Source organism: Nocardioides agri (genome assembly GCF_013778305.1).
GTDB lineage: Bacteria > Actinomycetota > Actinomycetes > Propionibacteriales > Nocardioidaceae > Nocardioides > Nocardioides agri.
In genome coordinates this window covers 2,861,851-2,885,032 of the sequence record NZ_JACEIC010000002.1, presented here as the reverse complement: position 1 = coordinate 2,885,032, position 23,182 = coordinate 2,861,851, and the positions used below count along the sequence as shown (strand labels likewise).

Annotated in this window: 25 protein-coding genes and 3 tRNA genes; 7 read left to right on the top strand and 21 right to left on the bottom strand. The window is 70.9% G+C overall.

Annotated elements, in window-relative coordinates:
• The 13 genes from HZF07_RS18535 to HZF07_RS18475 form a co-directional block, all read right to left on the bottom strand.
• Positions 1-969 (bottom strand): MCE family protein, encoded by a 969-nt coding sequence (locus HZF07_RS18535; protein ID WP_157343696.1) that lies wholly within the window; start codon positions 967-969, stop codon positions 1-3.
• Positions 966-2,012, bottom strand: a complete 1,047-nt coding sequence (locus tag HZF07_RS18530; RefSeq protein ID WP_157343694.1) for an MCE family protein — start codon at positions 2,010-2,012, stop codon at positions 966-968. Before HZF07_RS18530 ends, HZF07_RS18535 begins: the two co-directional genes overlap by 4 nt.
• On the bottom strand, positions 2,009-3,313 hold the full coding sequence (locus HZF07_RS18525) for an MCE family protein (RefSeq protein ID WP_157343692.1): 1,305 nt from the start codon (positions 3,311-3,313) through the stop codon (positions 2,009-2,011). Before HZF07_RS18525 ends, HZF07_RS18530 begins: the two co-directional genes overlap by 4 nt.
• Positions 3,314-3,316: 3 nt before the next feature.
• Positions 3,317-4,144: an MlaE family ABC transporter permease gene (locus HZF07_RS18520; RefSeq protein ID WP_157343690.1), complete on the bottom strand. Its 828-nt coding sequence runs from the start codon at positions 4,142-4,144 to the stop codon at positions 3,317-3,319.
• Positions 4,145-4,149: 5 nt separating this feature from the next.
• Positions 4,150-4,935 (bottom strand): MlaE family ABC transporter permease, encoded by a 786-nt coding sequence (locus HZF07_RS18515; RefSeq protein WP_157343688.1) that lies wholly within the window; start codon positions 4,933-4,935, stop codon positions 4,150-4,152.
• A gap of 13 nt (positions 4,936-4,948) precedes the next feature.
• Positions 4,949-5,902, bottom strand: a complete 954-nt coding sequence (locus HZF07_RS18510; RefSeq protein ID WP_157343686.1) for an ABC transporter ATP-binding protein — start codon at positions 5,900-5,902, stop codon at positions 4,949-4,951.
• Between the two features lie 229 nt (positions 5,903-6,131).
• Positions 6,132-6,527: a 50S ribosomal protein L7/L12 gene (rplL, locus tag HZF07_RS18505; protein ID WP_157343685.1), complete on the bottom strand. Its 396-nt coding sequence runs from the start codon at positions 6,525-6,527 to the stop codon at positions 6,132-6,134.
• A gap of 84 nt (positions 6,528-6,611) precedes the next feature.
• A complete protein-coding gene (gene rplJ, locus HZF07_RS18500) occupies positions 6,612-7,304 on the bottom strand; it encodes a 50S ribosomal protein L10 (protein WP_157343684.1) in 693 nt (230 codons plus the stop codon).
• Positions 7,305-7,593: 289 nt separating this feature from the next.
• A complete protein-coding gene (gene rplA / locus HZF07_RS18495; protein WP_157343683.1) occupies positions 7,594-8,316 on the bottom strand; it encodes a 50S ribosomal protein L1 in 723 nt (240 codons plus the stop codon).
• Between the two features lie 61 nt (positions 8,317-8,377).
• A complete protein-coding gene (gene rplK, locus HZF07_RS18490) occupies positions 8,378-8,806 on the bottom strand; it encodes a 50S ribosomal protein L11 (protein WP_157343682.1) in 429 nt (142 codons plus the stop codon).
• A gap of 117 nt (positions 8,807-8,923) precedes the next feature.
• A complete protein-coding gene (nusG, locus tag HZF07_RS18485) occupies positions 8,924-9,850 on the bottom strand; it encodes a transcription termination/antitermination protein NusG (RefSeq protein WP_396954825.1) in 927 nt (308 codons plus the stop codon).
• A 40-nt stretch (positions 9,851-9,890) separates the two neighbouring features.
• A complete protein-coding gene (gene secE / locus HZF07_RS18480) occupies positions 9,891-10,136 on the bottom strand; it encodes a preprotein translocase subunit SecE (RefSeq protein ID WP_181645364.1) in 246 nt (81 codons plus the stop codon).
• A gap of 64 nt (positions 10,137-10,200) precedes the next feature.
• Positions 10,201-10,273: transfer RNA gene (locus tag HZF07_RS18475), tRNA-Trp, on the bottom strand.
• Positions 10,274-10,430: 157 nt separating this feature from the next.
• Here HZF07_RS18475 and HZF07_RS18470 point away from each other — a divergent pair.
• The 3 genes from HZF07_RS18470 to HZF07_RS18460 are packed head-to-tail and all read left to right on the top strand — an operon-like array spanning position 10,431 to position 13,281.
• Positions 10,431-11,648 carry a pyridoxal phosphate-dependent aminotransferase gene (locus HZF07_RS18470; RefSeq protein WP_198346425.1) on the top strand — a complete coding sequence of 406 codons (1,218 nt, stop codon included), beginning with the start codon at positions 10,431-10,433 and terminating at the stop codon, positions 11,646-11,648.
• Positions 11,649-11,667: 19 nt separating this feature from the next.
• Positions 11,668-12,681: an adenosine deaminase gene (locus HZF07_RS18465; RefSeq protein ID WP_157343680.1), complete on the top strand. Its 1,014-nt coding sequence runs from the start codon at positions 11,668-11,670 to the stop codon at positions 12,679-12,681.
• Between the two features lie 27 nt (positions 12,682-12,708).
• Positions 12,709-13,281, top strand: a complete 573-nt coding sequence (locus HZF07_RS18460; protein ID WP_157343679.1) for a DUF4190 domain-containing protein — start codon at positions 12,709-12,711, stop codon at positions 13,279-13,281.
• A 15-nt stretch (positions 13,282-13,296) separates the two neighbouring features.
• Here the strand turns inward: HZF07_RS18460 and HZF07_RS18455 are convergent, their stop codons facing one another.
• The 7 genes from HZF07_RS18455 to HZF07_RS18425 form a co-directional block, all read right to left on the bottom strand.
• The gene (locus HZF07_RS18455; RefSeq protein WP_181645363.1) at positions 13,297-14,334 is read right to left on the bottom strand and encodes a UDP-N-acetylmuramate dehydrogenase; all 1,038 of its coding nucleotides are present in this window, start codon (positions 14,332-14,334) and stop codon (positions 13,297-13,299) included.
• Positions 14,327-14,716: a MaoC/PaaZ C-terminal domain-containing protein gene (locus HZF07_RS18450; protein WP_157343678.1), complete on the bottom strand. Its 390-nt coding sequence runs from the start codon at positions 14,714-14,716 to the stop codon at positions 14,327-14,329. The genes HZF07_RS18455 and HZF07_RS18450 overlap by 8 nt, the downstream gene beginning before the upstream one ends.
• Positions 14,713-15,114 (bottom strand): FAS1-like dehydratase domain-containing protein, encoded by a 402-nt coding sequence (locus tag HZF07_RS18445; protein ID WP_157343663.1) that lies wholly within the window; start codon positions 15,112-15,114, stop codon positions 14,713-14,715. Before HZF07_RS18445 ends, HZF07_RS18450 begins: the two co-directional genes overlap by 4 nt.
• A gap of 71 nt (positions 15,115-15,185) precedes the next feature.
• Entirely contained in the window at positions 15,186-15,356 is a 171-nt protein-coding gene (gene rpmG, locus HZF07_RS18440; RefSeq protein ID WP_017932999.1) for a 50S ribosomal protein L33, read from the bottom strand.
• Between the two features lie 41 nt (positions 15,357-15,397).
• A tRNA-Met gene (locus tag HZF07_RS18435) sits at positions 15,398-15,474 on the bottom strand.
• A 53-nt stretch (positions 15,475-15,527) separates the two neighbouring features.
• Positions 15,528-15,600 (bottom strand) — tRNA-Thr (locus tag HZF07_RS18430).
• Between the two features lie 74 nt (positions 15,601-15,674).
• Positions 15,675-17,075, bottom strand: coding sequence for an amidase (locus tag HZF07_RS18425; protein ID WP_181645362.1), 1,401 nt, complete (start codon positions 17,073-17,075; stop codon positions 15,675-15,677).
• Positions 17,076-17,159: 84 nt separating this feature from the next.
• Here HZF07_RS18425 and HZF07_RS18420 point away from each other — a divergent pair, with 84 nt between their 5' ends.
• Complete coding sequence (locus HZF07_RS18420; protein WP_157343661.1) at positions 17,160-17,714, top strand: LURP-one-related/scramblase family protein; 555 nt, start codon at positions 17,160-17,162, stop codon at positions 17,712-17,714.
• A 125-nt stretch (positions 17,715-17,839) separates the two neighbouring features.
• Here HZF07_RS18420 and HZF07_RS18415 read toward each other — a convergent pair whose 3' ends face one another.
• Positions 17,840-19,066, bottom strand: a complete 1,227-nt coding sequence (locus HZF07_RS18415) for an ROK family protein (protein ID WP_309504839.1) — start codon at positions 19,064-19,066, stop codon at positions 17,840-17,842.
• Between the two features lie 88 nt (positions 19,067-19,154).
• Here HZF07_RS18415 and zwf point away from each other — a divergent pair, with 88 nt between their 5' ends.
• From zwf to eda, 3 genes are read left to right on the top strand one after another with little or no spacing between them, the layout of a single operon-like run.
• The gene (zwf, locus tag HZF07_RS18410) at positions 19,155-20,651 is read left to right on the top strand and encodes a glucose-6-phosphate dehydrogenase (protein WP_157343657.1); all 1,497 of its coding nucleotides are present in this window, start codon (positions 19,155-19,157) and stop codon (positions 20,649-20,651) included.
• Entirely contained in the window at positions 20,648-22,537 is a 1,890-nt protein-coding gene (gene edd, locus HZF07_RS18405) for a phosphogluconate dehydratase (RefSeq protein ID WP_181645361.1), read from the top strand. Before zwf ends, edd begins: the two co-directional genes overlap by 4 nt.
• Positions 22,521-23,135 (top strand): bifunctional 4-hydroxy-2-oxoglutarate aldolase/2-dehydro-3-deoxy-phosphogluconate aldolase, encoded by a 615-nt coding sequence (gene eda / locus HZF07_RS18400; RefSeq protein ID WP_232523072.1) that lies wholly within the window; start codon positions 22,521-22,523, stop codon positions 23,133-23,135. The genes edd and eda overlap by 17 nt, the downstream gene beginning before the upstream one ends.
• The last annotated feature ends 47 nt before the right edge of the window (positions 23,136-23,182 follow it).

Genomic DNA, 23,182 nt, shown 5'->3' with positions numbered 1-23,182 from the left:
TCAGCCACCCACCTGGGGGACGGGCGGCAGGTTCTGGATGTAGGTGTCGAACCACGGGCCGTTGCCGAGCGTGCTGGCGAAGACGCGGTAGAACGGCGCCATCAACCGCAGGCTGTTGTCGAGGTTGTCCTCGTTCTTGTTGAGCACGACGAGGACGTTGTCGAGGTGCTCGAGCGCCGGCTTGAGGTCGGCCCGGCTCTGGCGCACCAGCACGGTCAGCTCCTTCGACATCAGGGAGGTGGACTCGAGCAGCGCGTGCACGGACTCCCGGCGGGCGACCAGCGCGCGGAAGAGCACGTCGGACTCCTTCATCAGCCCGACGATGTCCTGGTCGCGGTCGTCGAGCACGGTGGTGACCCGGTCCAGGTTCTTGAGCAGGGTGTTGATCTGCTCGTCGCGGGCGGCGATGTCGGACGAGAGCCGGGAGACGCCGCTGAGCGCCTGGCGGAACTCCTCGGGCGTGTTGCGGGTGAGGTCGGCGAGCGTCGTCAGCGACTGCGCCAGCCGGTCGGTGTCGATCCGGTCGCTGGTCTCCGCGAGCCCCGAGAACGCCTCCACGACGTCGTAGGGCGAGCTGGTCCGCTCGACCGGGATCTCGCTGCCCTCGTCGAGCTGGCCGGAGCCGGCAGGCACCAGTCCGAGGTACATCGCGCCGAGCAGCGTCTTGACCTTGATCTCGGCGCGGGTGTCGTCGCCGAAGCCTGAGCCGCTCTCGATCCGGAAGGTCACCTTGACGTGGTCGCCGTCGAGCGCGACCTTCTCGACCTTGCCCACCCGCACGCCGGCGATGCGGACCTCGTCGTTGGCCTTGAGCCCGCCGGACTCGGCGAACGCGGCGTAGTAGGTGTCGCCGCCACCGATGACCGGCAGGTCCTGGGCCCGGAACGCGGCGAGCACGAGCAGCGCGACGACGGCGAGGCTGATCGCCCCGACCACGACCGGGTTGCGCTCACGGAAGGGGGTGGTCATCCCAGATCACACCTGTCTGCGACCTTGCTGCCCGGGAGCGGGTAGTCGACCGGGACCGACCGGCCGCCCGGCAGCTTGACGTTGCCCTGGAAGTGGCAGAGGTAGAAGTTGAACCACGAGCCGTACGTCGCGGTGCGGCCGATCTTGTTGAGCTTGATCGGCAGCACCTGGAGCGCCCGGTCGATCTCGGACTTGCCGCGGTCGAGGTTCTCCGACAGCCGTCGGAGCTGGTGGATGTCATCGACGAACGGCTCCCGGATGCCCGACACCAGGCCGGCGGTCTCCACGGACAGCTCGGAGATCTGGTCGAGCGAGCCGAGGATCGCCTCGCGGTCGTCGGACAGCCCGGAGACGAAGGTGCGGAACGTCGTGATGAGCCGGCTGAGCTCCCGGTCGCGGTCGCCGAGGTGGTCGAGCACCTGGTTGAGGTTGTCGATGAGGTCGCCGATCAGCTCGTCGCGGTCGGCCAGCGTCGACGTCACCGAGGCGGTGTGCGCGAGCAGCCCCTCGAGCGTGCCGCCCTCGCCCTGGAAGACCTGCACGACCTCGTAGGAGAGCTTGTTGATGTCCGTCGGGGACAGCGCCTGGAACAGCGGCTTGAACCCGTTGAAGAGCACGGTGAGGTCGAGGGCGGGCGTCGTCTGGGAGACGGGGATCGTGCCTCCCGGCTCGAGCGTCGAGGAGTCGCCGATCTCGTCGCTGAGTGCGACGTAGCGCTGGCCGACGAGGTTGCGGTAGCGGATCGCCGCGTGCGTGGCTCGGCTGAGCGTGGTCGCCTCGTCGACGGTGAACGTCACCTGGGCGCGGTCGCGGTCGACGACCGCGACCTTCTGGACGGTGCCGACCTTGACACCGGCGATGCGCACGTCGTCGCCCTTGACGACGCCGGTGGCGTCGACGAACACCGCGCGGTACTCATGGGTCGGCGCGAACGTGAGGTTGCCGATGGTGACCACCAGGACCGAGGTCGCCAGGGTCGTGACGACGATGAAGATCAGCAGCTTCACCAGGTCGGCGGTCGTCCGCTTGTCGAGCACCTTCATCGCAGCGACACCTCCGCCCCGCGCGCCATCGGTCCGACCAGCAGCAGGCCGAGGTCGGGCACCTCGTCGGGGCCGACGGCGAGCGCGGGCCCGAGCAGCGACCGCAGCAGGTCGGACTCCTGCGGGGTGCCCGGCGCGGCCACGCCGTGGCGCGCGGCGTACGCGCCGGGTGCGACGCGACTGGTGCCCTTGCCGGTCGGCTCGTCGACACCGTCGTCGAAGTCCGGCTGGTGGCGCACCGGGTTGGACTGGCTCCACGGCGGGTTCGGCAGGTTGACGCAGTCGGCGCCGCGGTCCTCGCCGAAGTGCGGGACGTCGCCGGGGCCGTAGGGGCGCGGCTGGTGAGGCAGCGTCTCGAGCACGATGTGGAGCGTGAAGTTGCGGAACGCCTCCGCCTGCCGGGCCCCCGCGGCGACGATGCCCCCGGTGAGGCACTTGTAGACGCCTGCGTAGCGGGCGAAGACCCGCAGCTGCTCCTCGCCCACCTCGCTGAGCCGGATCAGGTTCTGCTCGTTGGTGGCGAGGAAGTCGTGGGCGGTGTCAGAGAACGACGAGACGTCGTCGAGGAGCGCGTTGAGCTTCTCCGCCCGGTCCTCGAGGGTCCCGGTGGTGACGACGGTGTCGTCGATGATCTGGGCGATCTGCGGCATCACGGCGGCGTAGTTGTCGGAGACCTGCGCGGTCAGCCGCAGGTCCTCGACGAGGGCCGGGATCTCCGGGTTGATCCGCTTCAGGTAGGAGTCGAGCGTCTCGAGGTTCTCGCCGATCTCCTCGCCGCGCCCCTCGAGCGCCGTCGAGATGGCGGTGAGCGTCTGGTTGAGGGCGGCCGGCTGCACGGTGCGCAGCAGGGGGTAGAGGTCGGAGAGCACCTGCTCGACCTCGGTCGAGACGACAGTGCGCTCGATCGTCTGCCCGGCCTCGAGGTGGCCGCGCGCGGGCTGGTCGGGGACGACCAGCGACACGTACTTCTCCCCGAACAGCGTCTTGGGCACGATCGACCCGGTGACGTCGGCTGGGATGGTGTCCAGCTCGCCGGGGTAGATCCCGAGCGTCACGTCGGCGCCGTCCTCGGTCGGCTGGAAGTCGAGCACCTCGCCCACGATCACGCCGCGGACCTTGACGTCGGCGCGCTCGGGGAGCTGCAGCCCGATCGTCGAGGTCTGCAGCGTCACCTCGTCGTAGTCCTCGAACTTCTGGGTGAAGACGGCGTAGGTGAGGTAGGCGCCGGTCAGCACCAGGCACAGGAAGACGATGCCCATGACCTTGGGGAGCGCGGTGCCGGCGAGCGAGGTGCGTGCCATCGACTAGCCGCCGATCCGGACGGTCGTCGTCGCGCCCCAGATCGCCATCGACAGGAACAGGTCGATCACGTTGATCGCGACGATGCTCGTGCGCACGGCGCGGCCGACCGCGACGCCCACGCCGGCCGGGCCACCCGAGGCGTTGTAGCCGTGGTAGCAGTGGATGAGGATGACGGTGACCGCGAAGACCAGGACCTTCCCGAAGGACCACAGGACGTCGCCGGGCGGCAGGAACTGGTTGAAGTAGTGGTCGTAGGTGCCCGTGCTCTGACCGAAGAACTGGGTGACGGTGAGCCGGGTCGCGAAGTACGACGCCAGCAGGCCGACCACGTAGAGCGGGACGATCGCGACCAGACCGCCGATGATCCGGGTGGTCACGAGGAACGGCAGCGACGGGATCGCCATCACCTCGAGCGCGTCGATCTCCTCGGAGATGCGCATCGCGCCGAGCTGGGCGGTGAAGCCGCAGCCGACGGTGGCCGCGAGCGCGATGCCGGCGACGAGCGGCGCGATCTCCCGGGTGTTGAAGTAGGCGGACACGAAGCCCGAGAACGCAGCGGTGCCGATCTGGTTGAGGGCGGCGTACCCCTGCAGCCCGACCTCGGTGCCGGTGAAGAAGCACATCGCGACGATGACGCCGACGGTGCCGCCGATGACCGCGAGGGCGCCGGAGCCGAGCGTCACCTCGGCGAGGATGCGCAGGATCTCCTTCTTGTAGCGCCGTAGCGTGCGCGGCGTCCACGCGAGCGCGCTGATGAAGAACAACAGCTCGTTGCCGAGGTTGTCGAGGAAGCGGGCGGGTCGGTCGTAGACCGCACGGATGCTGGCCATCACGTCTATCCGGTCTTCGGTGGGACGAGCTGGAAGTAGATCGCGCTCATCACGAAGTTGACGATGAACAGCAGCATGAAGGTGACGACGACCGACTCGTTGACCGCGTCACCGACGCCCTTCGGGCCGCCGGCGGCGTTCATGCCCTTGTAGCAGGCGACGACCGCGGCGATCACGCCGAAGACGAGGGCCTTGAGCATGCCCTGCCAGAGGTCGGGGAGCTGGGCGAGCGCGGTGAAGCTGGCGATGTAGGAGCCCGGCGTGCCGTCCTGGAGGACGACGTTGAAGACGTAGCCGCCGGAGACGCCGACGACGCTGACGAGGCCGTTGAGGAAGAACGCCACCAGCATGCAGGCCAGCACGCGCGGGACCACGAGGCGCTGGATCGGGTCGATGCCCAGCACCATCATCGCGTCGAGCTCCTCGCGGATCTTGCGCGCGCCGAGGTCGGCGGCGATGGCGGAGCCCGCCGCACCTGCGATGAGGAGGGAGGTCGCGATCGGTCCGGCCTCGCGGACGACGGCCAGCACGGCGGCCGAGCCGGTGAAGGACTGGGCGCCGAACTGCTTGATGAGCCCGCCGACCTGCAGCGCGATCACGGCGCCGAACGGGATCGCGACGAGCGCGGTGGGGATGATCGTCACCGAGGCGATGAACCACGCCTGCTGGATGAACTCCCGCATCTGGAAGGGCCGCCGGAACATCCCGCGCATGACGTCGAGGCCGAAGGCGAAGAGCTTGCCTGCGGTCCCGACGGGTGCGAGGGCCCGGCTGGCGGTGATGGAGGACATCGAACGACCTCCGTCAGCCGCCGACGGCCATGGACATGTTCTCGTTGAACGAGCCCGGCGGCGGCGTCACGCCGTTCTCGCGGCACCACTCGCCCGGCGGTCGCTGGCTGCGGCGCGGCATGCCGTTGGAGGGGTCGAGCTGCAGCGGGATCGGCGGGAGCGGGGGCAGCTCCTGGTCCTTCTCGGCCGCGAGCTCGTCGGCGTCCTTCTCCTCCGACATGCCGATCGGACCGACCCGCTGGGCGTTGAGGAACTGCCGGACCACCGGCTCCTCGGAGGAGAGCAGCATCTCGCGGGGGCCGAACATCGCGAGGTGGCGGTGGTAGAGCAGACCGATGTTGTCCGGGACCGTGCGAGCGGTGTTGATGTCGTGGGTGACGATGAGGAACGTCGCGTCGATCTGGGCGTTGAGGTCGACGATGAGCTGGTTGAGGAACGCCGTGCGGACCGGGTCGAGGCCGGAGTCCGGCTCGTCGAAGAGCACGATCTCCGGGTCGAGCACCAGCGCGCGGGCCAGGCCGGCGCGCTTGCGCATGCCGCCCGAGATCTCACCGGGGAGCTTGTCCTCGGCGCCGAGGAGGCCGACGAGGTCCATCTTCTCCATGACGATCTCGTGGATCTCCGACTCGGACTTCTTCGTGTGCTCGCGCAACGGGAACGCGACGTTGTCGTAGAGGTTCATCGAGCCGAACATGGCGCCGTCCTGGAACAGCACGCCGAAGAGCTTGCGGATCTCGTAGAGGTCCTTCTCCGAGCAGGTCGCGATGTCGGTGCCCTCGATGAGGATGGAGCCCTGGTCGGGCTTGAGCAGGCCGATCAGCGTCTTGAGGAAGACCGACTTTCCGGTGCCGGAGGGACCCAGCATCACGCAGATCTCGCCGGCCGGGACGGTCAGCGTCACGTCGCCCCAGATGAGCTGCTTGCCGAACGACTTGCTGAGGTGTTCGACCTTGATCTCTACGCCCATGACCGCCTCGTCCCTCCTTCGTCGCCGCGCACGACAGCGCGTCGGCACCCACTCCCCGTCTCCCTGCCCGGTAACAACGCGCCCCGGACCGCGAAGTTACGCGCCGGTTTCTTTCCCCGCGTGACGGCGGTTACACCCACGTCTGGTCCCGGGGATGGCGGGAAATGTGACGAGGGGCGGCCCACCCTGTCGGGTGGACCGCCCCTCGCGAAGAGCGACTAGCGGAGCGTCACTTGAGGGTGACGGTGGCGCCGGCGGCCTCGAGGACCTCCTTGGCCTTGTCCGCGGCCTCCTTGTTGACCTTCTCGAGGACGGCCTTGGGGGCGGCCTCGACCAGCTCCTTGGCCTCCTTCAGACCGAGGGAGGTGAGACCGCGCACCTCCTTGATGACGTTGATCTTCTTGTCACCAGCGGACTCGAGGACGACGTCGAACTCGTCCTGAGCGGCGTCGTCGCCACCGCCAGCGGCGGCAGCGCCACCCGCGGCCGGGGCGGCCGCAACGGCAACCGGGGCAGCGGCGGTCACGCCGAAGGTGTCCTCGAACTGCTTCACGAACTCGCTGAGCTCGATCAGCGTCATCTCCTTGAACGCGTCGAGGAGCTCGTCGGTGCTGAGCTTCGCCATGGTGGCGTTTCCTTCCATTCGGTGGTCCGGGACGGGAGCCCCTGGACCGGGTTTCAGGTGGTGTGTACCGAGCTGATCCGAAGATCAGGCCTCGGTGGCTTCGCCCTCGTCGGAGGCCTCGGCGGCGGGGGCGTCAGCCTCCGCAGCAGGGGCCTCGTCGGCGGGGGCCTCGGTCTCGGCGGCCGCCTCGGGGGCAGCCTCCTCGGCCGGGGCCTCCTCGGCGGCGACCGGCGTGCCGGCACCACCTGCGAGGATCGAGGGGTCCTGCTCGGCCTTCGCCTGGAGGGCACCCGCGAGGCGGGCGGCCTGGGCGAGCGGCGCGTTGAGCAGGTAGACGGCCTGGCTGAGCGACGCGAGCATCGCGCCGGCCAGCTTGCCCAGGAGCACCTCACGCGACTCGAGGTCCGCCAGCTTGGCGATCTCCGACGCGTCGAGGGGCTTGCCGTCCAGGACGCCACCCTTGATGACAAGGGTGGGGTTCGCCTTGGCAAAGTCACGCAGACCCTTGGCCGCCTCGACGACGTCGCCGTTGATGAAGGCGATGGCGGTCGGGCCGGTCAGCAGGTCGTCGAAGCCTTCGATGCCGACCTCGGAGGCGGCGATCTTGGCGAGCGTGTTCTTGACCACGGCGTAGCTGGCGTTCGCACCGAGGGAGCGCCGCAGGTCCTGCAGCTGCTTCACGGTGAGACCGCGGTACTCGGTCAGCACAGCACCGGCGGACTCGTTGAACGACTCAACGATCTCCGCGACGGCTGCCTGCTTGTCTGCCCGCGCCATGGGTCTCCTTCCGGTGGTGACCACTGGTCCCGGCTCCGGAGAAGACGAACGCCCCGAGCGCAGGCTCAGGGCGTGAAGTGTCTTCGTGCTCTGTCACCTGCGCTGGCCGTCCGCTTCCGCGGCACCTTCGGTCCTGCTGCATTCGCAGCGTGACAACCGGCGGTCTTTGGTTTCGTCGAGAACAGTACGGCGCAGAGGTGGCCGGCACCAAATCGCGGGCGCCGCACGGCCCGTGGAACGGCGAAGGCCCGCCACCACGCGGGTGACGGGCCTTCGACAGGGGCCTGGGTCAGGCCTGGACGCCCTCGTCCTCGGACGCGACGTTGCGCGTGCGGTTGGGGTCGACCTGGACACCGGGGCCCATGGTCGTGGAGACGGTGACCTTCTTGATGTAGCGGCCCTTGGAGCTGGCCGGCTTCAGACGAAGGACCTCCTCGAGCGCCGCGGCGTAGTTCTCCGCCAGGGCGACCTCGGAGAACGAGGCCTTGCCGATGATGAAGTGCAGGTTCGCGTGCCGGTCGACCCGGAACTCGATCTTGCCGCCCTTGATGTCGGACACGGCCTTGGCCACGTCCGGCGTCACGGTGCCGGTCTTCGGGTTCGGCATGAGCGAGCGCGGACCGAGGACGCGACCGAGGCGGCCGACCTTGCCCATCATGTCCGGCGTCGCGACGACGGCGTCGAAGTCGAGCCAGCCGCCGGCGACCTTCTCGATGAGCTCGTCGCCACCGACGAAGTCGGCGCCGGCCTCACGGGCGGCCTCGGCCTTGTCCGCGTTCGCGAACACGAGGACGCGAGCGGTCTTGCCGGTGCCGTGCGGCAGGTTGACGGTGCCGCGGACCATCTGGTCGGCCTTGCGGGGGTCGACGCCGAGGCGCATGACCACGTCGACGGTCTCGTCGAACTTCTTCTTGCTGGAACCCTTGGCGATCTTGATCGCGGCCAGCGGGGCGTAGAGCTCGTTCTTGTCGAACGTCTCGGCGGCCGCGCGGTAGGTCTTGCTGCGCTGCATGAGCTTCTCTTCTCTCTTGGAAAGAATGTGGTTAACGGGCCAGCGCGGCCCTCCCACGTCTTCAGTCGGTGGTGACGCCCATCGAGCGGGCGGTGCCCTCGACGATCTTCATGGCGGCCTCGACGTCGTTGGCGTTGAGGTCGGGCATCTTGGTCTCGGCGATCTGGCGCACCTGGTCCTTGGTCAGCTTGCCGACCTTCTCCTTGTGCGGGACGCCCGAGCCCTTCTGCAGACCGGCAGCCTTCTTGATCAGCTCAGCGGCCGGCGGGGTCTTGGTGATGAACGTGAACGAGCGGTCCTCGTAGATGGTGATCTCGACCGGGATCACGTTGCCGCGCATCGACTCGGTCTGGGCGTTGTACGCCTTGCAGAACTCCATGATGTTCACACCGTGCGGACCGAGGGCGGTACCGACCGGCGGGGCGGGCGTCGCGGCGCCGGCCTGGAGCTGCACCTTGACGAGTGCGGCGATCTTCTTCTTGGGAGGCATGCTGCTTCTCTTTCTGTCTCGTGGTCATGACGAGGCGTACTCGTACGCCTCTGCCACCTGCTGCTGCCCGAGGGCAACCGAACTATTGTGCTCCGCCCGCGGCCGAGCGGGAAATCCTCAGACCCGCTGGATCTGGGAGAAGCTCAGCTCGACCGGGGTCTCGCGGCCGAAGATCTCGACGAGGGCCTTGACGCGCTGCGACTCGGCGTTGATCTCGGTGATCGTCGCGTGCAGCGTGGCGAACGGGCCGTCGACCACCATGACGGAGTCGGAGACGGCGAAGTCGGCGACCTCGACCGGCTTCTTCGCGGTCGTGGCGGAGCCGGGCGTCGTGGAGCCGGCGGCGGCGGCCTCGGCCTCGGCGCGGGCGACGACGGCCGGGGCGAGCATGCTCTCGACCTCGGACATCGACAGCGGCACCGGCTGGTGGCTGTGGCCCACGAACCCGGTCACCGACGGGGTGTGCCGGACGGCGGCCCAGGACTCGTCGGTGAGGTCCATGCGGACCAGGACGTAGCCGGGGAGAACGGTGCGCTTGACCATCTTGCGCTGGCCGTTCTTGATCTCGGCGACCTCCTCGGTGGGGACCACGATCTCGTGGATGTAGTCCTCCATGTTGAGGGAGATGATGCGGTTCTCGAGGTTCGACTTCACCCGGTTCTCCATGCCGGAGTAGGTGTGCACGACGAACCAGTCGCCCGGCTTGGCCCACAGCTCGCGGCGGAAGGCCTCGAGCGGGTCGTCGTCGGCGGCGTCCTCGTCGGCAGCCTCGTCGGCGTCGCCGTCGGTGTCGTCGCGGTCGGCGGGTGCCTCGTCGCCGTCGGCCTCGGAGAGCTCCAGCGACGAGCCGTCGGCGACATGGGCGTCGACGCCGAAGGTCTCGTCGGTGTCCTCGTCGGTGAACTCGGCGTCCAGGCGCGGGTCGTCCTCGACCTCGGGGCCGTCGTTGGGCTCGCCGTACTGGTCCTCGAGCGTCGGCTCGGCAGTCGCGGTCTCCTCGGTCTCCACCGAGTCCTGCTCGTGCTCAGACACGTCCTGCTCCATCACGTTGGTACTGCTATGGACATCCGGCGCGGGGGCCGGATCAGTTGGATCCGCCGGCGAAGATCGCGAACACGAGCTTGCCGAAGCCGAGGTCGAGCAGCGAGACGATCGTCATCATGACGACCACGAACACCATCACCACGATGAAGTAGGTGACCAGCTGCTCCTGGGTCGGGTAGACGACCTTGCGGAGCTCGGCCACCACCTGGCGGTAGAACGTGGGGATGCTGGTGCGCTTGCGGGCTGCCCCGCCTCGGCCACCGTGGACTGCCTTGCTCTCCGGCACTCCTCATCCTTTCCTCGGACGGCCCGGGGGCCGCCGTTCGTGTGTCTCGCTGGTCGGTTCGTTGCAGGGCACGAGGGACTTGAACCCCCAACCTTCGGTTTTGGAGACCGATGCTCTGCCAGTTGAGCTAGTGCCCTTCGCAGGCTTCTGCGAGGCGGAGGACCCCCGGACCGACCTGCCGCAGGGCAGCGTCGAGCCTGTGGGAATCCACCAGACACGGAGTCTACGGGGTGGGTCGATCCAGAGTCCAAACCGGCTCCGGGTCGGCCGCCGGCCCAGCCTACGATGGTGGCCATGACCTCCCCCGCCTCCTCCCCCCGCTCCCGTCGCGTCTCGCAGCGGATCGGCGCCATCGCCGAGTCCGCGACCCTCAAGGTCGACGCGAAGGCCAAGGCGCTGAAGGCCGAGGGTCGGCCGGTCATCGGCTTCGGAGCCGGCGAGCCGGACTTCCCGACGCCGGGCTACATCGTCGACGCCGCGATCGCCGCCTGCAGCGACGCCAAGAACCACCGCTACACGCCGGCCGGCGGCCTGCCCGAGCTCAAGAAGGCGATCGTCGAGAAGACGCGCCGCGACAGCGGCCTCGAGGTCGAGCCGGCCAACGTGCTGGTCACCAACGGCGGCAAGCAGGCGATCTACGAGGCCTTCGCCGCGATGCTCGACCCGGGCGACGAGGTGATCGTGCCCGCGCCGTACTGGACCACCTACCCCGAGGCGATCCAGCTCGCCGGCGGCGTGCCGGTCGAGGTGCTCGCCGACGAGACCCAGGACTACAAGGTCACTGTCGGGCAGCTGGAGGCGGCGCGCACCGAGCGCACCAAGGTGCTGCTCTTCGTCTCCCCGTCGAACCCGACCGGCGCGGTCTACACGGCCGACGAGGTCCGGGCGATCGGTGCCTGGGTCGAGGAGCACGAGCTGTGGGTGCTGACCGACGAGATCTACGAGCACCTGGTCTACGACGACATCGAGACCGGCTCGCTGCCGGTGCTGTGCCCCGAGCTCGCCGACCACACCGTGGTCGTCAACGGGGTCGCCAAGACCTACGCGATGACGGGCTGGCGGGTCGGCTGGATCCTCGGCCCCGCCGACATCGTCAAGGCGGCCACCAACCTGCAGTCGCACGCGACCTCCAACGTCGCCAACGTCTCCCAGCGGGCGGCCATCGCGGCCCTCGAGGGCGACCTGTCGGCGGTCGACGAGATGAAGGCGGCCTTCGACCGCCGCCGCAAGACGATCGTCTCGATGCTCAACGAGATCGACGGGGTGCTGTGCCCGCTGCCGGGTGGCGCGTTCTACGCCTACCCGTCGGTGAAGGGGCTCCTCGGCAAGGAGTACGACGGGCGCACGATCACCACCTCGGCGGAGCTCGCGGAGCACATCCTCGACAAGGCGGAGGTGGCCGTGGTCCCCGGTGAGGCGTTCGGCTCGCCCGGCTACCTGCGGCTGTCCTACGCGCTCGGCGACGACGACATCGTCGAGGGCATCACCCGCCTGCAGAAGCTCTTCGCCTGATCCCACTAGGCTCCGGGTGATGCGAGACCTCCTGGAGCTGCCGAAGGCGCACCTGCACCTGCACTTCACCGGCTCCATGCGGCACTCGACGCTGCTCGAGCTCGCAGAACGGGACGGGATCGCACTGCCCGACCAGCTCGTGCGGGACTGGCCGCCGCAGCTCTCGGCGGCCGACGAGAAGGGCTGGTTCCGCTTCCAGCGGCTCTACGACGTGGCGCGCTCGGTGCTGCGCACCGAGGGCGACGTGCGCCGCCTGGTGCGGGAAGCCGCCGAGGACGACGTCCGCGACGGCGGTCGGTGGCTGGAGATCCAGGTCGATCCGAGCGGCTACGCCGCGCGGTTCGGGGGGATCACGGCCTTCACGGACCTGGTGCTCGACGCCGTGGCGGAGGCGTCGGCGACCACCGGGCTCGGCATGGCGGTGGTGATCGCCGCCAACCGCACCCGGCACCCGCTGGACGCCCGGACCCTCGCCCGCCTGGCCGCCCAGTACGCCGACCGCGGGGTCGTCGGCTTCGGGCTCTCCAACGACGAGCGCCGCGGCCGCACGGACGAGTTCGCGCCGGCGTTCCACATCGCCGAGCGGGCCGGGCTGCTGCTGGCGCCGCACGGGGGAGAGCTGCGCGGCCCCGAGCACATCCGAGTCTGTCTCGACTCCCTCGGCGCCGATCGGCTCGGCCACGGCGTGCGCGCCGCCGAGGACCCTGCGCTGCTCGACCGCATCGTCGAGCAGGGCGTAGCGCTCGAGGTCTGCCCGGTGTCCAACGTCGCCCTGGGCGTCTACTCCGACCTGACGTCGGTGCCGCTGCCCACGCTGCTCGCCGCCGGCGCCACGGTGGCGCTCGGCGCCGACGACCCGCTGCTGTTCGGCTCCCGGCTGGCCGGGCAGTACGCCACGATGCGCGCCGCCCACGACCTGTCCGACGACGAGCTCGCCGAGCTGGCCCGGATGTCGGTGCGCGCCTCGCGCGCCCCCGACGGCGTCAAGTCCGCGATCCTGGCCGACATCGACGCGTGGCACTCCGGCTCCTGACCCGTCGGCTCCTGACAAGATGGGCCCATGACGACGACCGGACCGGACGAGCCGCGGGACGAGAACGAGCCCACCCCGCCGAGCCCCTACGGCGCCCCGCCTCCGCCGCCCGCGCCCCCGACACCGCCGAGCACCCAGCGCTTCGACCAGCAGATGCAGCAGCAGTACGGTGCCCCGCAGCCATCCCAGCAGCCCTACGGCCAGCCCTACGGCCAGCCCTACGGCCAGACGCAGCAGCCCAACCCCTACCAGCAGCAGCCCCAGGCGCCGTACGGCTATCCGGCGCAGGCCTACGGCTACCGCCCGCAGGCGCCGAAGCACCCGTCGGCGACCCTGGCGATGGTGCTGGGCATCGTGGGCCTGGCCGGTCTGGTCACCTGCCTGACCTTCGTGGTCTCGCCGTTCGCGTGGGCCATCGGCGCCAAGGCGGTCAAGGAGATCGACGCGGCGCCGCCGGGCACCTACAGCGGTCGCGACCAGGCCAACGCCGGCAAGATCATGGGCATCGTCGGCACGGTCCTGCTGATCCTCGGCGTGCTGGGCTTCGCCGCGCTGATCGTGCTGATCGCGGTCGCCGACACCTCGAGCTCGACCTACTGAGCTCGACCCACTGAGCTAGAGCTCGGCGCCGACCAGCACCGGCTCGTTGACGAGCTCGATGCCGAACCGCTCGGCCACGCCGTCGCGCACCTCGCGGGCCAGGGCCAGCAGGTCGTCGGTGCTGGCGGCGCCGCGGTTGGTGAGGGCCAGGGTGTGCTTGGTCGACAGGGCGACCCGGTCGTTGCCGTGCCCCTTGGCGAATCCCGAGCGCTCGATCAGCCAGGCGGCGCTCGTCTTGACGCGGCCGTCGGGCTGCGGCCAGGCCGGCGCCCCCTCGGGCACCCGGTCGGCGTCGACGACGGGGTTGGTGAAGAACGAGCCGGCGCTCCACGTGTCGTGGTCGGCCGGGTCCAGCACCATGCCCTTGCCGGCGCGCAGCGCGAGCACTGCCCGCCGTACGTCGGCCAGCGGGGCGCGCTGACCCACCTCGATGCCGAGCGCGCGGGCGAGCTCGGCGTACGCCACGGGAGCGCTCAGGTCGCCCTGGCGGAGCTGGAAGGTCACCGACAGGACGACGTGCCTGCCTCCCCAAGGGTCGAGGCGGTCGGCCTTGAACCGGGACGTTCGGTAGCCGAACCGGCAGTCGGCGTTGGCGAACGTGCGCACCCCGCGCAGAGTGCGGTCCCACACCCGCACGCGGGCGATGGTCTGGCTGACCTCCTGGCCGTAAGCGCCGACGTTCTGGATCGGGGTGGCGCCGATGGAGCCGGGGATGCCCGAGAGCGCCTCGATGCCGATCCAGCCGCGGTCGACGGCGAGCGCGACGAGGTCGTCCCACCCCTCCCCCGCCGCGATGGTGACGTTCGCGCCGCCGCAGGCGGGGGCGTCGTCGGCGTCGATCTCGGCGCCGGTGGTGGCCACCTCGATCACCGTGCCCGCGAAGCCGGCGTCGGCGACGACGAGGTTGCTGCCGCCGCCGAGCACCAGCACCGGGACCCCGGCGGTGTCGGCCTCGACGAGCGCGTCGATCAGCTGCTCCTCGGTCGTCGCGCGGACCCAGCGCTCGGCCGGGCCACCGAGCCGGAGCGTCGTGTGGTCCTTCAGCTCAGGCACGCAGCGTCGCTTCCCGGAGCACGGCCTTCGGCATGCCCAGGACCTTCTGGCCACCAGACGTGACGGTGAGCGCGACGGTGGTCAGGCCGTCGGCCTCCTTCGCCTCGCCGGCGACCTCGACCTCGACCCCGCCCTCGGCGGGGACGACCACCGGGTTGGTGAACTTGCAGCCGAGGCTGACGACCTCGGCGCCGGGGAACCAGGTCGACACCGCCCGGGCGGCGAGCGCCATCGTGTACATGCCGTGCGCGATCACGCCGAGCAGGCCGACGCTGGTGGCGACCGACTCGTCCTGGTGGATCGGGTTCTGGTCGCCGCTGGCCGCGGCGTAGCGGACCAGGTCGGCGCGGGTGATGGTGAACGTCTGGGTCGCCAGGCTCATGCGTCGGCCCCCCGGTGGACCACGGTCGAGGCGGCCGTGCAGACGACCGCACCCGAGTCGTCGGTGATGTCGCTGGTGATGCCGATGATGTCGTTGCCGCCGATCTGGCGCAGGCTCGCGACGGTCAGCGTCGCGGTCAGCACGTCGCCGGGCACCACGGGGCGCTCGTAGGTGAACCGCTGCTCGCCGTGGACGATCCGGAAGAGGTCGATCTGCTCGGCCTCGAGGAAGGCGTTCATGGCCTCGAACGCCACCACGAACGGGTACGTCGCCGGGGCCGGCCCGCCGTCGTACTCCCCGCCCGTGGCGGTGACGAAGTCCCGGACCTGCTCCTCGGTGACGGCGCGCGGCGCGGTCGGCGGGAAGGTCCGGCCGACGAGCGACTGGTCGACTGGCATGGAGCCAAAATAGCGATCGACCCACCCGGCGGTGCCGGGCGGGTCGATCGCGAAGCGTCGGTGCTGACTGGTCAGCGGGTCTCGCGGTGCGCCTGGTGCTTGCGGCACCGCGGGCAGAACTTCGCCAGCTCGAGCCGGTCGGGGTCGTTGCGGCGGTTCTTCTTGGTGATGTAGTTCCGCTCCTTGCACTCCACGCAGGCGAGAGTGATCTTCGGGCGAACGTCGCTGCTCTTGCTGGCCACGGGAAGTCCTTCGAGTCGGTACTGGGTGTCGCTGGTCTGTCTGGTAGCGGGAGCGGGACTCGAACCCGCGACACCACGATTATGAGTCGTGTGCTCTAACCGCCTGAGCTACCCCGCCACACGGGCTCGGCGGCCCCGCCCAATCTACTCGGGCGGCGCAACCTCTCCCAGAGCCCCTTTACGGAATCGAACCGTAGACCTTCTCCTTACCATGGAGACGCTCTGCCGACTGAGCTAAAGGGGCAACGACGGAGAACGCTACACGGGGGTGGCGGGTTCCGCGAAATCGGCCCGGACCCCCGGCCGAGGCACCCCTGATCAGCCCGTGATCCAGGCCCAGGGAGCCGCCTCCTCGAGCTCGTGGGCGAGCTCCAGGAGGGTGGCCTCGCGGCCCGCGCCGGCCGCGAACATCATGCCCTGCGGGAGGCCGGAGGCGGTCGTCGCGAGCGGCAGGGAGACCGCCGGGTCGCCGGTGGCGTTCTGCCACGGGGTGAACGCCACCCAGTCCAGAAGTCGCTCCATGATCTGCTCGTACGGCGCGGTCGGGTCGAGGTGTCCGACCAGCGGCGTCTCGTGGGCCAGCGTCGGCGTGAGCGCCACGTCGTACCGGCTGTGGAACTGCGCGGAGACCTGCCCCAGCCGGCGCAGCCGGCCGATCGCGCGCGGCAGCAGGTGCAGTCGACGGCGGCAGTGCCGCTCCAGGCCGAGCGTCAGGTTGTCCAGCTGGTCGCGTCGCCAGGTCGGGCCGAAGGTGCGCCGGCCGGAGCGGACCGTGACCATCGCGAGGAACGACCAGTAGAGGAGGAAGTCCTCGGGGACGGTCGCGGGCGCCGGGTGCGGCACCTCCTCGACGTGGTGCCCGAGCTCCTCCAGCAGGTGGGCGACCTTCCGGGTGAGCTCCTCGACCTCCGGCGCCGACCGGCGGCCGATCCCGCCCGTGTGGACGGCGATCCGCAGCCGGGTCCGGCCCGGCCGGGTGATGTCGCCGATCGGCGGCAGCCGCAGCTCGCGGTAGACGAGCTCGGCCTCGCGCAGGAAGGCCGCGGTGTCCCGCACCGACCGGGTGAGGACGCCGTCGGCGACGATCCGCACCGGCATCTGGTGCGTGAGCCGGTCCTGGGCGAGCCGGTCGCGGGTCGGCTTGAGCCCGACGAGGCCGTTGACCGAGGCCGGGATCCGGATCGAGCCGCCGCCGTCGTTGGCGTGCGCGATCGGGACGGCGCCGGCCGCGACGAGCGCGGCGGAGCCGGCGGAGGACGCACCGGCCGAGCGGTCGAGGTCCCAGGGCGAGCGGACCGGGCCCAGCCGGGGATGCTCGGCCGCGGCGCTGAAGCCGAACTCCGACAGCTGGGTCTTCCCGAGCGGGACCAGCCCGGTCGCGAGGTACATCCGCGCGAAGTCGCCGTCGAGAGCCGCGGGGCGGGCGGTGTAGGCGTCACAGCCCTGCTGGGTCGGCAGGCCCCGGACGTCGACGTTGTCCTTGACGAAGGTCGGGACGCCGGCGAAGAAGCCGCCCCGCGGGTCCCAGGCCTCCACCCGGGCCCGGTCGTAGGCACGGTGGGCCACCGCGTTCAGGTCGGGCGCGACGCGTTCGGTGCGGGCGATCGCGGCGTCGATCACCTCGGGGATCGACACCTCCCCCTCCTGGATGGCGGCCACCAGCCCGACCGCGTCGAAGGTGCCGAGGGCGTCGTCTCCGAAGGCGTGGACTCGGGTCACACCGGCACGCTAGTGGGCCGTGGCGGCGCGGTCACCCGGATCGGGCGATGGTCGCAGCGTCCGCGCGGGTGGACAGTGAGGGGCATGGGACTCAGGGATCGACGCCAGGACCGGCGCGAGGAACGACGCGAGGAGCGACGGGGCGGCAGCGGTACGACGTACCGGATGCGCGAGAAGCTCTTCTCGATCGGTGACGACTACTGGATCGAGGACGAGCAGGGCCAGCGCGTCTTCAAGGTCAACGGCAAGGCGCTGCGGGTCCGCGAGACGCTGGTCATCGAGGACCCGTCCGGGCAGGAGCTGCTCAAGATCCAGGAGCGGATGCTGAGCATCCGCGACACGATGACGATCGAGAGCGCCGGCGGCGAGACGGTCGCCACCGTCAAGAAGGCGATGATCTCGCCGCTGCGCGAGCGCTTCAAGGTCGACGTCGCCGGCGGCGAGGGGCTCGACGTGCAGGGCAACATCGTCGACCACGAGTACGAGATCGAGCGCGACGGCCACAAGATCGCCGAGGTCTCGAAGAAGTGGTTCCGGATCGCCGACACGTACGGCGTGGAGGTCGCCGCCGGCGAGGACCCGGCGCTGGTCCTGGCGATCGCCGTCGTCGTGGACTCGATGTCACACGACGTCGGCTAGCTCCTTCCCGCGACTCGGCGCGTCTTGCCCACCTAGCGGGCGCGACTCGGCGCGTCTTGCCCGCCTGCCGTACAAGATGCGCCGACTCGGCGGGTCCAGGCGGACAAGATGCGCCGACTCGCGGGTCAGGGCTGCTGCTGGTCGGCCAGCCGGAGGTCGACGGCGACCGGGGCGAGCACGTGGTCCAGCGCCAGCGCGGCGCACCCGACCACGCCGGCCCGGTCGCCGTGCGCCGCCGGCAGGAACTGCAGGTCACGGGTCGCGAGCGGCGCGGCGAGCGCGTAGACGCTCTCGCGCACGCCGGCGACGTGGAAGTCGAACGCCGGCTCCATGTCGCCGCCGATGACGACCGCCGCCGGGTTGAGCAGGTTGATCGCCACCGCGAGCACCTCGCCGAGAGCGCGGCCGCTGTCGCGCAGCAGGCCGCGCGCCGCCGGGTCGCCCTGGAGCGCGAGCGCCACGAGGTCGCGGACGTGCTCGATGTCGCGGCCGGCCTCCTGGGCGCGGTCGACCAGCGCCCAGCCGCCCGCCAGCGTCTCCAGGCAGCCAGTGGCACCGCACCGGCAGGGCAGGCCGTCGGCCGCCGGCACCTTGGTGTGCCCGATCTCGCCCGCCGCGCCGATGTGGCCGCTCAGCACCCGGCCGTCGGCGATGATGCCGAGGCCGAGGCCGGTGGAGGCCTTGACGACCAGCACGTCCTCGAGCGCCGCCGACCGACCGAGCAGCTGGGAGCGCGCCAGCACGTCGGCGTCGTTGCCGACGAAGAGCGGCGCGCGGGTCACGCTCTCGAGGTACGGCGCCAGCTCGACGCCGTCCCACCCGGACATGACCGGGGAGCCGATGCTCACGCCCCGGTCGGGGTCGAGGGTGCCGGCCAGGCTCAGCCCCACGCCCCACACCGGCGCGGTGACGCCGTCGAGCAGCGTCGCGAGCCGCTGGGCGATCTCGGTCATCAGCTCGTCCGGCCCGACGCCCACCTCGTGGTCGCGCGAGTCCGACGCGAGCTCCTGGCCGTCGAGGTCCGCGACGGCGAGCTGGCTGCGCGAGCGGCCGATCGCGATCGCGAGCACCACGCCGGCGTGCTGGTTGAAGACCAGGGCGCCGGGCGGCCGGCCGCCGGTCGAGGCCAGCTCCTCGCCGAGCAGCAGCAGACCCGCGGAGGTCAGCGAGCTGACCCGGGTGGTGATCGCGGTGCGGGAGAGGCCGGTGAGAGCGCGCAGCTGGGAGCGGGTGCTGGCCCGGCCGCTGCGCACCAGGTCGAGCAGCTCGCCGGCCGTCGCGGGGGCCGCGCTGTCGCGGCCGTCGGGGCGAGCGGCGGGTGCGGTGCCGTTCCGGGTGGACGTCTGGGTCACGGGCGAGAGCATAAACCCGCCCACTTTGAACTTGAAAAGGCCTTAGTAGTGCTTGCAAAGGGCCGAAAGGCTCTTTACCGTGACTGACATGGACGCAACCCCCGCCACTCACGTGCTCCCGAGCTCGTGCGACTTCACCGTCTTCGGCGGCACCGGCGACCTCGCGCTGCGCAAGCTGCTGCCGGCGCTCTACCACCGTGACCTCGAGGGCCAGCTGCCCGCGGACTACCGGATCCTCGGCGTCTCGATGTCCGACCTCGACGACGCCGCCTGGCGGGAGGCCGTCCATGGCTCCCTCCAGACGTTCGTCGCGGCGGAGCAGCTGCTGACCCCGGTCCTGGACCGCTTCCTGGCCCGGCTCTACCACCTGCGCCTCGACGCCCAGAACCCGGCGGACTGGGACCGCTTCCACGCGCTGCTCAAGGAGCGCGCCCACCCTGAGGACGCCGTGCGCGTCTTCTACCTCGCGGTCGCCCCGCGGCTCTTCGGCTCGATCTGCCAGCGCCTCGACGAGATCGGCGTCGTCGACGAGCGGGCCCGCGTCGTGCTCGAGAAGCCCATCGGCCACGACCTCGCCTCGGCGCGGGAGATCAACGAGGCGGTCGGCCGGGTCTTCGACGAGTCGCAGATCTTCCGCATCGACCACTACCTCGGCAAGGAGAGCGTGCAGAACCTGCTCGTCACCCGGTTCGCCAACACGTTCCTCGAGCCGCTCTGGAACTCCCGCTGGGTCGACCACGTGCAGATCACGGTCTCCGAGACCGTCGGCGTGGGCGGTCGCGGCGAGTACTACGACCAGGCCGGGGCGCTGCGCGACATGGTGCAGAACCACCTGCTGCAGCTGCTGTGCCTGGTGGCGATGGAGCCCCCGACGTACGTCGGGCGCGAGACCGTCCGCGACGAGAAGGTCAAGGTCCTGCACGCGCTGCAGCCGATGACGCCCGAGGCGGTGGACCGCGACACCGTGCGGGGTCGGTACGACGTCGGGCTGGTCGACGGCGCCCCGGTGCCGTCGTACTCCGACGACCTCGGCCACGGGGGCTCGCGCACCGAGACCTTCGTGGCCCTCAAGACCGAGGTGCAGAACTGGCGCTGGGCCGGTGTCCCCTTCTACTTGCGGACCGGCAAGCGGATGGACCGCCGGGCGTCGGAGATCGTGGTGTTCTTCAAGGAGCCGCCGCACTCGATGTTCCCGGGAGCCGAGGGCGTCACAGCGCCCAACCGGCTGCACATCCTGGTCCAGCCCGACGAGGGCATGCGCCTGCACCTCACCGCCAAGGAGCCCGGGCCCGGGGGCTACCGCCTCCGCCCGGTCTCCTTGGACCTCAGCTACGCCGCGGCGTTCGACGCGCGGCTCCCCGACGCCTACGAGCGGCTGCTCATGGACGTCATCAAGGGCAACCCCACCCTCTTCATGCGGCGCGACGAGGTCGAGGCCGCCTGGACGTGGACCGAGCCCGTCCTGCGCCGCTGGGCGGGCTCGCCCGACCGGCCCAAGCGCTACCCGGCCGGCACCACCGGACCGACCGCCGCCGCGATGCTCCTCGAGCGGGACGGCCGTACCTGGCAGGAGACCGACCAGTGAGCCTCCACCCCGCCGTGCACCCCGCCATCCACCCCGTCGTCCGTGAGGTCACCGCGCGGATCGTCGAGCGCAGCGCCGAGGGCCGCGCGGAGTACCTCCGCCGGATCCGCGCGGCCGCCGACACCGGACCCGCGCGCGGCCGGTTGGCCTGCGCCAACCTGGCGCACGGATTCGCCGCCGCGGAGCCCGAGGGCAAGCTCGCGCTCCGCGGCGTCGTGAAGCCCAACGTCGCGATCGTGTCGTCCTACAACGACATGCTCTCGGCGCACCAGCCCTACCGCGACTACCCCGAGGCGCTGAAGAAGGCGGTGATCCGGGCCGGCGGCATCGCCCAGTTCGCCGGCGGCGTGCCGGCCATGTGCGACGGCATCACCCAGGGCCGCGACGGCATGCAGCTCTCGCTCTACAGCCGCGACGTGATCGCGATGTCGGCGGCGATCGCGCTCTCCCACGACATGTTCGACGGCGCGCTCATGCTCGGCGTCTGCGACAAGATCACGCCGGGCCTGCTGATCGGCGCCCTGTCCTTCGGCCACCTGCCGACCGTGTTCGTGCCGGCCGGACCGATGACGTCGGGCCTGCCGAACTCCGAGAAGGCCAGGGTCCGCCAGCTGTACGCCGAGGGCAAGGTCGGCCGCGAGGAGCTGCTCGAGGCGGAGGCGGCGTCCTACCACTCCGCCGGCACCTGCACGTTCTACGGCACCGCGAACTCCAACCAGCTGCTGATGGAGGTGCTCGGCCTGCACCTGCCCGGCTCGTCGTTCGTCAACCCCGGCACCCCGCTGCGCGACGCGCTCACGAAGGCCGCCGGCCGCCGGGTCGTCGAGCTGACCCGTCAGGGCGGCGACCCCACCCCGATCGGCGAGATCGTCGACGAGCGGGCGGTCGTCAACGCCGTCGTCGCGCTGCTGGCGAGCGGCGGCTCGACCAACCACACGATGCACCTCGTCGCGATCGCCCGCGCCGCCGGGATCACGCTGACCTGGGACGACATGTCGGACCTGTCGGCGGTGGTCCCGCTCATCACGCGGATGTACCCCAACGGCGAGGCCGACGTGAACCACTTCCACGCCGCCGGCGGGATGGCGTTCTTCGTGCACACCCTGCTGCGCGCGGGGCTGCTGCACGAGGACGTGCGCACCGTCGCCGGGCGCGGACTCTCCCACTACACGCGGGAGCCGGTCCTGCGCGGTGACGACCTGACGTGGGAGGAGGGGCCGAAGGCCTCGCTCGACCACGCGGTGCTCCGTCCCGCCGACGACCCGTTCTCCGCCGACGGCGGGCTCCAGATGCTCGCCGGCCCGCTGGGCCGGGCCGTCATCAAGACCTCGGCGGTCAAGCCCGAGCACCGGGTCGTCTCCGCGCCGGCGCTGGTCTTCGACGACCAGCACGACTTCCTCGCGGCGTTCGGCGAGGGTGCGCTCGACGGGCGGGACTTCGTGGCGGTGATCCGCTACCAGGGCCCGGCCGCCAACGGCATGCCCGAGCTGCACAAGCTCACCCCGGCCCTCGGCGTGCTCCAGGACCGCGGCCAGCGGGTCGCGATCGTCACCGACGGGCGGATGTCGGGCGCCTCCGGCAAGGTGCCCGCCGCCATCCACGTCACCCCCGAGGCAGCGCTCGGCGGCCCGCTCTCCCGGGTCGCCGACGGCGACGTCATCACCGTCGACGCGACCACCGGCCGCCTCGAGCTGCACGTCGACCCGACCGAGCTGCAGCAGCGCCCGATCACCGGCCGGGCCCCGCAGGGCCCGGAGTGGGCAGGCACCGGGCGCGAGCTGTTCGCGGCCTTCCGGGCCACGGTGGGCTCCGCCGACACCGGCGCGAGCGTGTTCCCGGGCGTCACCGCCCCTGGCCAGGAGGTCCCTGTTGCGCAGCCTGCTTGATGTCGTCCCGGTGATGCCGGTGGTCGTCGCCCACTCCGCGGAGGAGGGCGTCGGCATCGCTCGTGCGCTGGTCGCCGGCGGCCTGCCGGTGATCGAGCTGACGCTGCGCACGCCGGAGGCCCTCGAGGCGATCCGCGCGATCTCGGCGGAGGTCCCGGAGATCCTCGTCGGCGCGGGCACGATCGTCGCGCCCGGTCAGGCCAAGCTGGCCGCCGACGCGGGGGCGCAGTTCCTGGTCTCGCCGGGCACGACCGGGCACATCCTGCACGCCATGCAGGACACGGACCTCCCGTTCCTCCCCGGCGTGGGCACCGTGTCCGAGGTGCTGGCCGCGCTCGAGGCGGGCTGCACCGAGCTCAAGTTCTTCCCGGCCGAGGCGTCCGGCGGCGTCGACTTCCTGAAGTCGATCGCGGCACCGGTGCCGTCGGCCCGCTTCTGCCCGACCGGCGGGATCACGGCCGCCAGCGCCGCGTCGTACCTGGCGCTGCCCAACGTCGGCTGCGTCGGCGGCTCCTGGCTGACACCAGCCGACGCCGTCGCGTCCGGTGACTGGGACCGGATCAGCAGCCTCGCCTCGGCGGCAGCTGCCCTGCGCTGAGCCGCCGCTGGCACCAGAGGATTGCGGGTGGTTCGCTGGGCGCCATG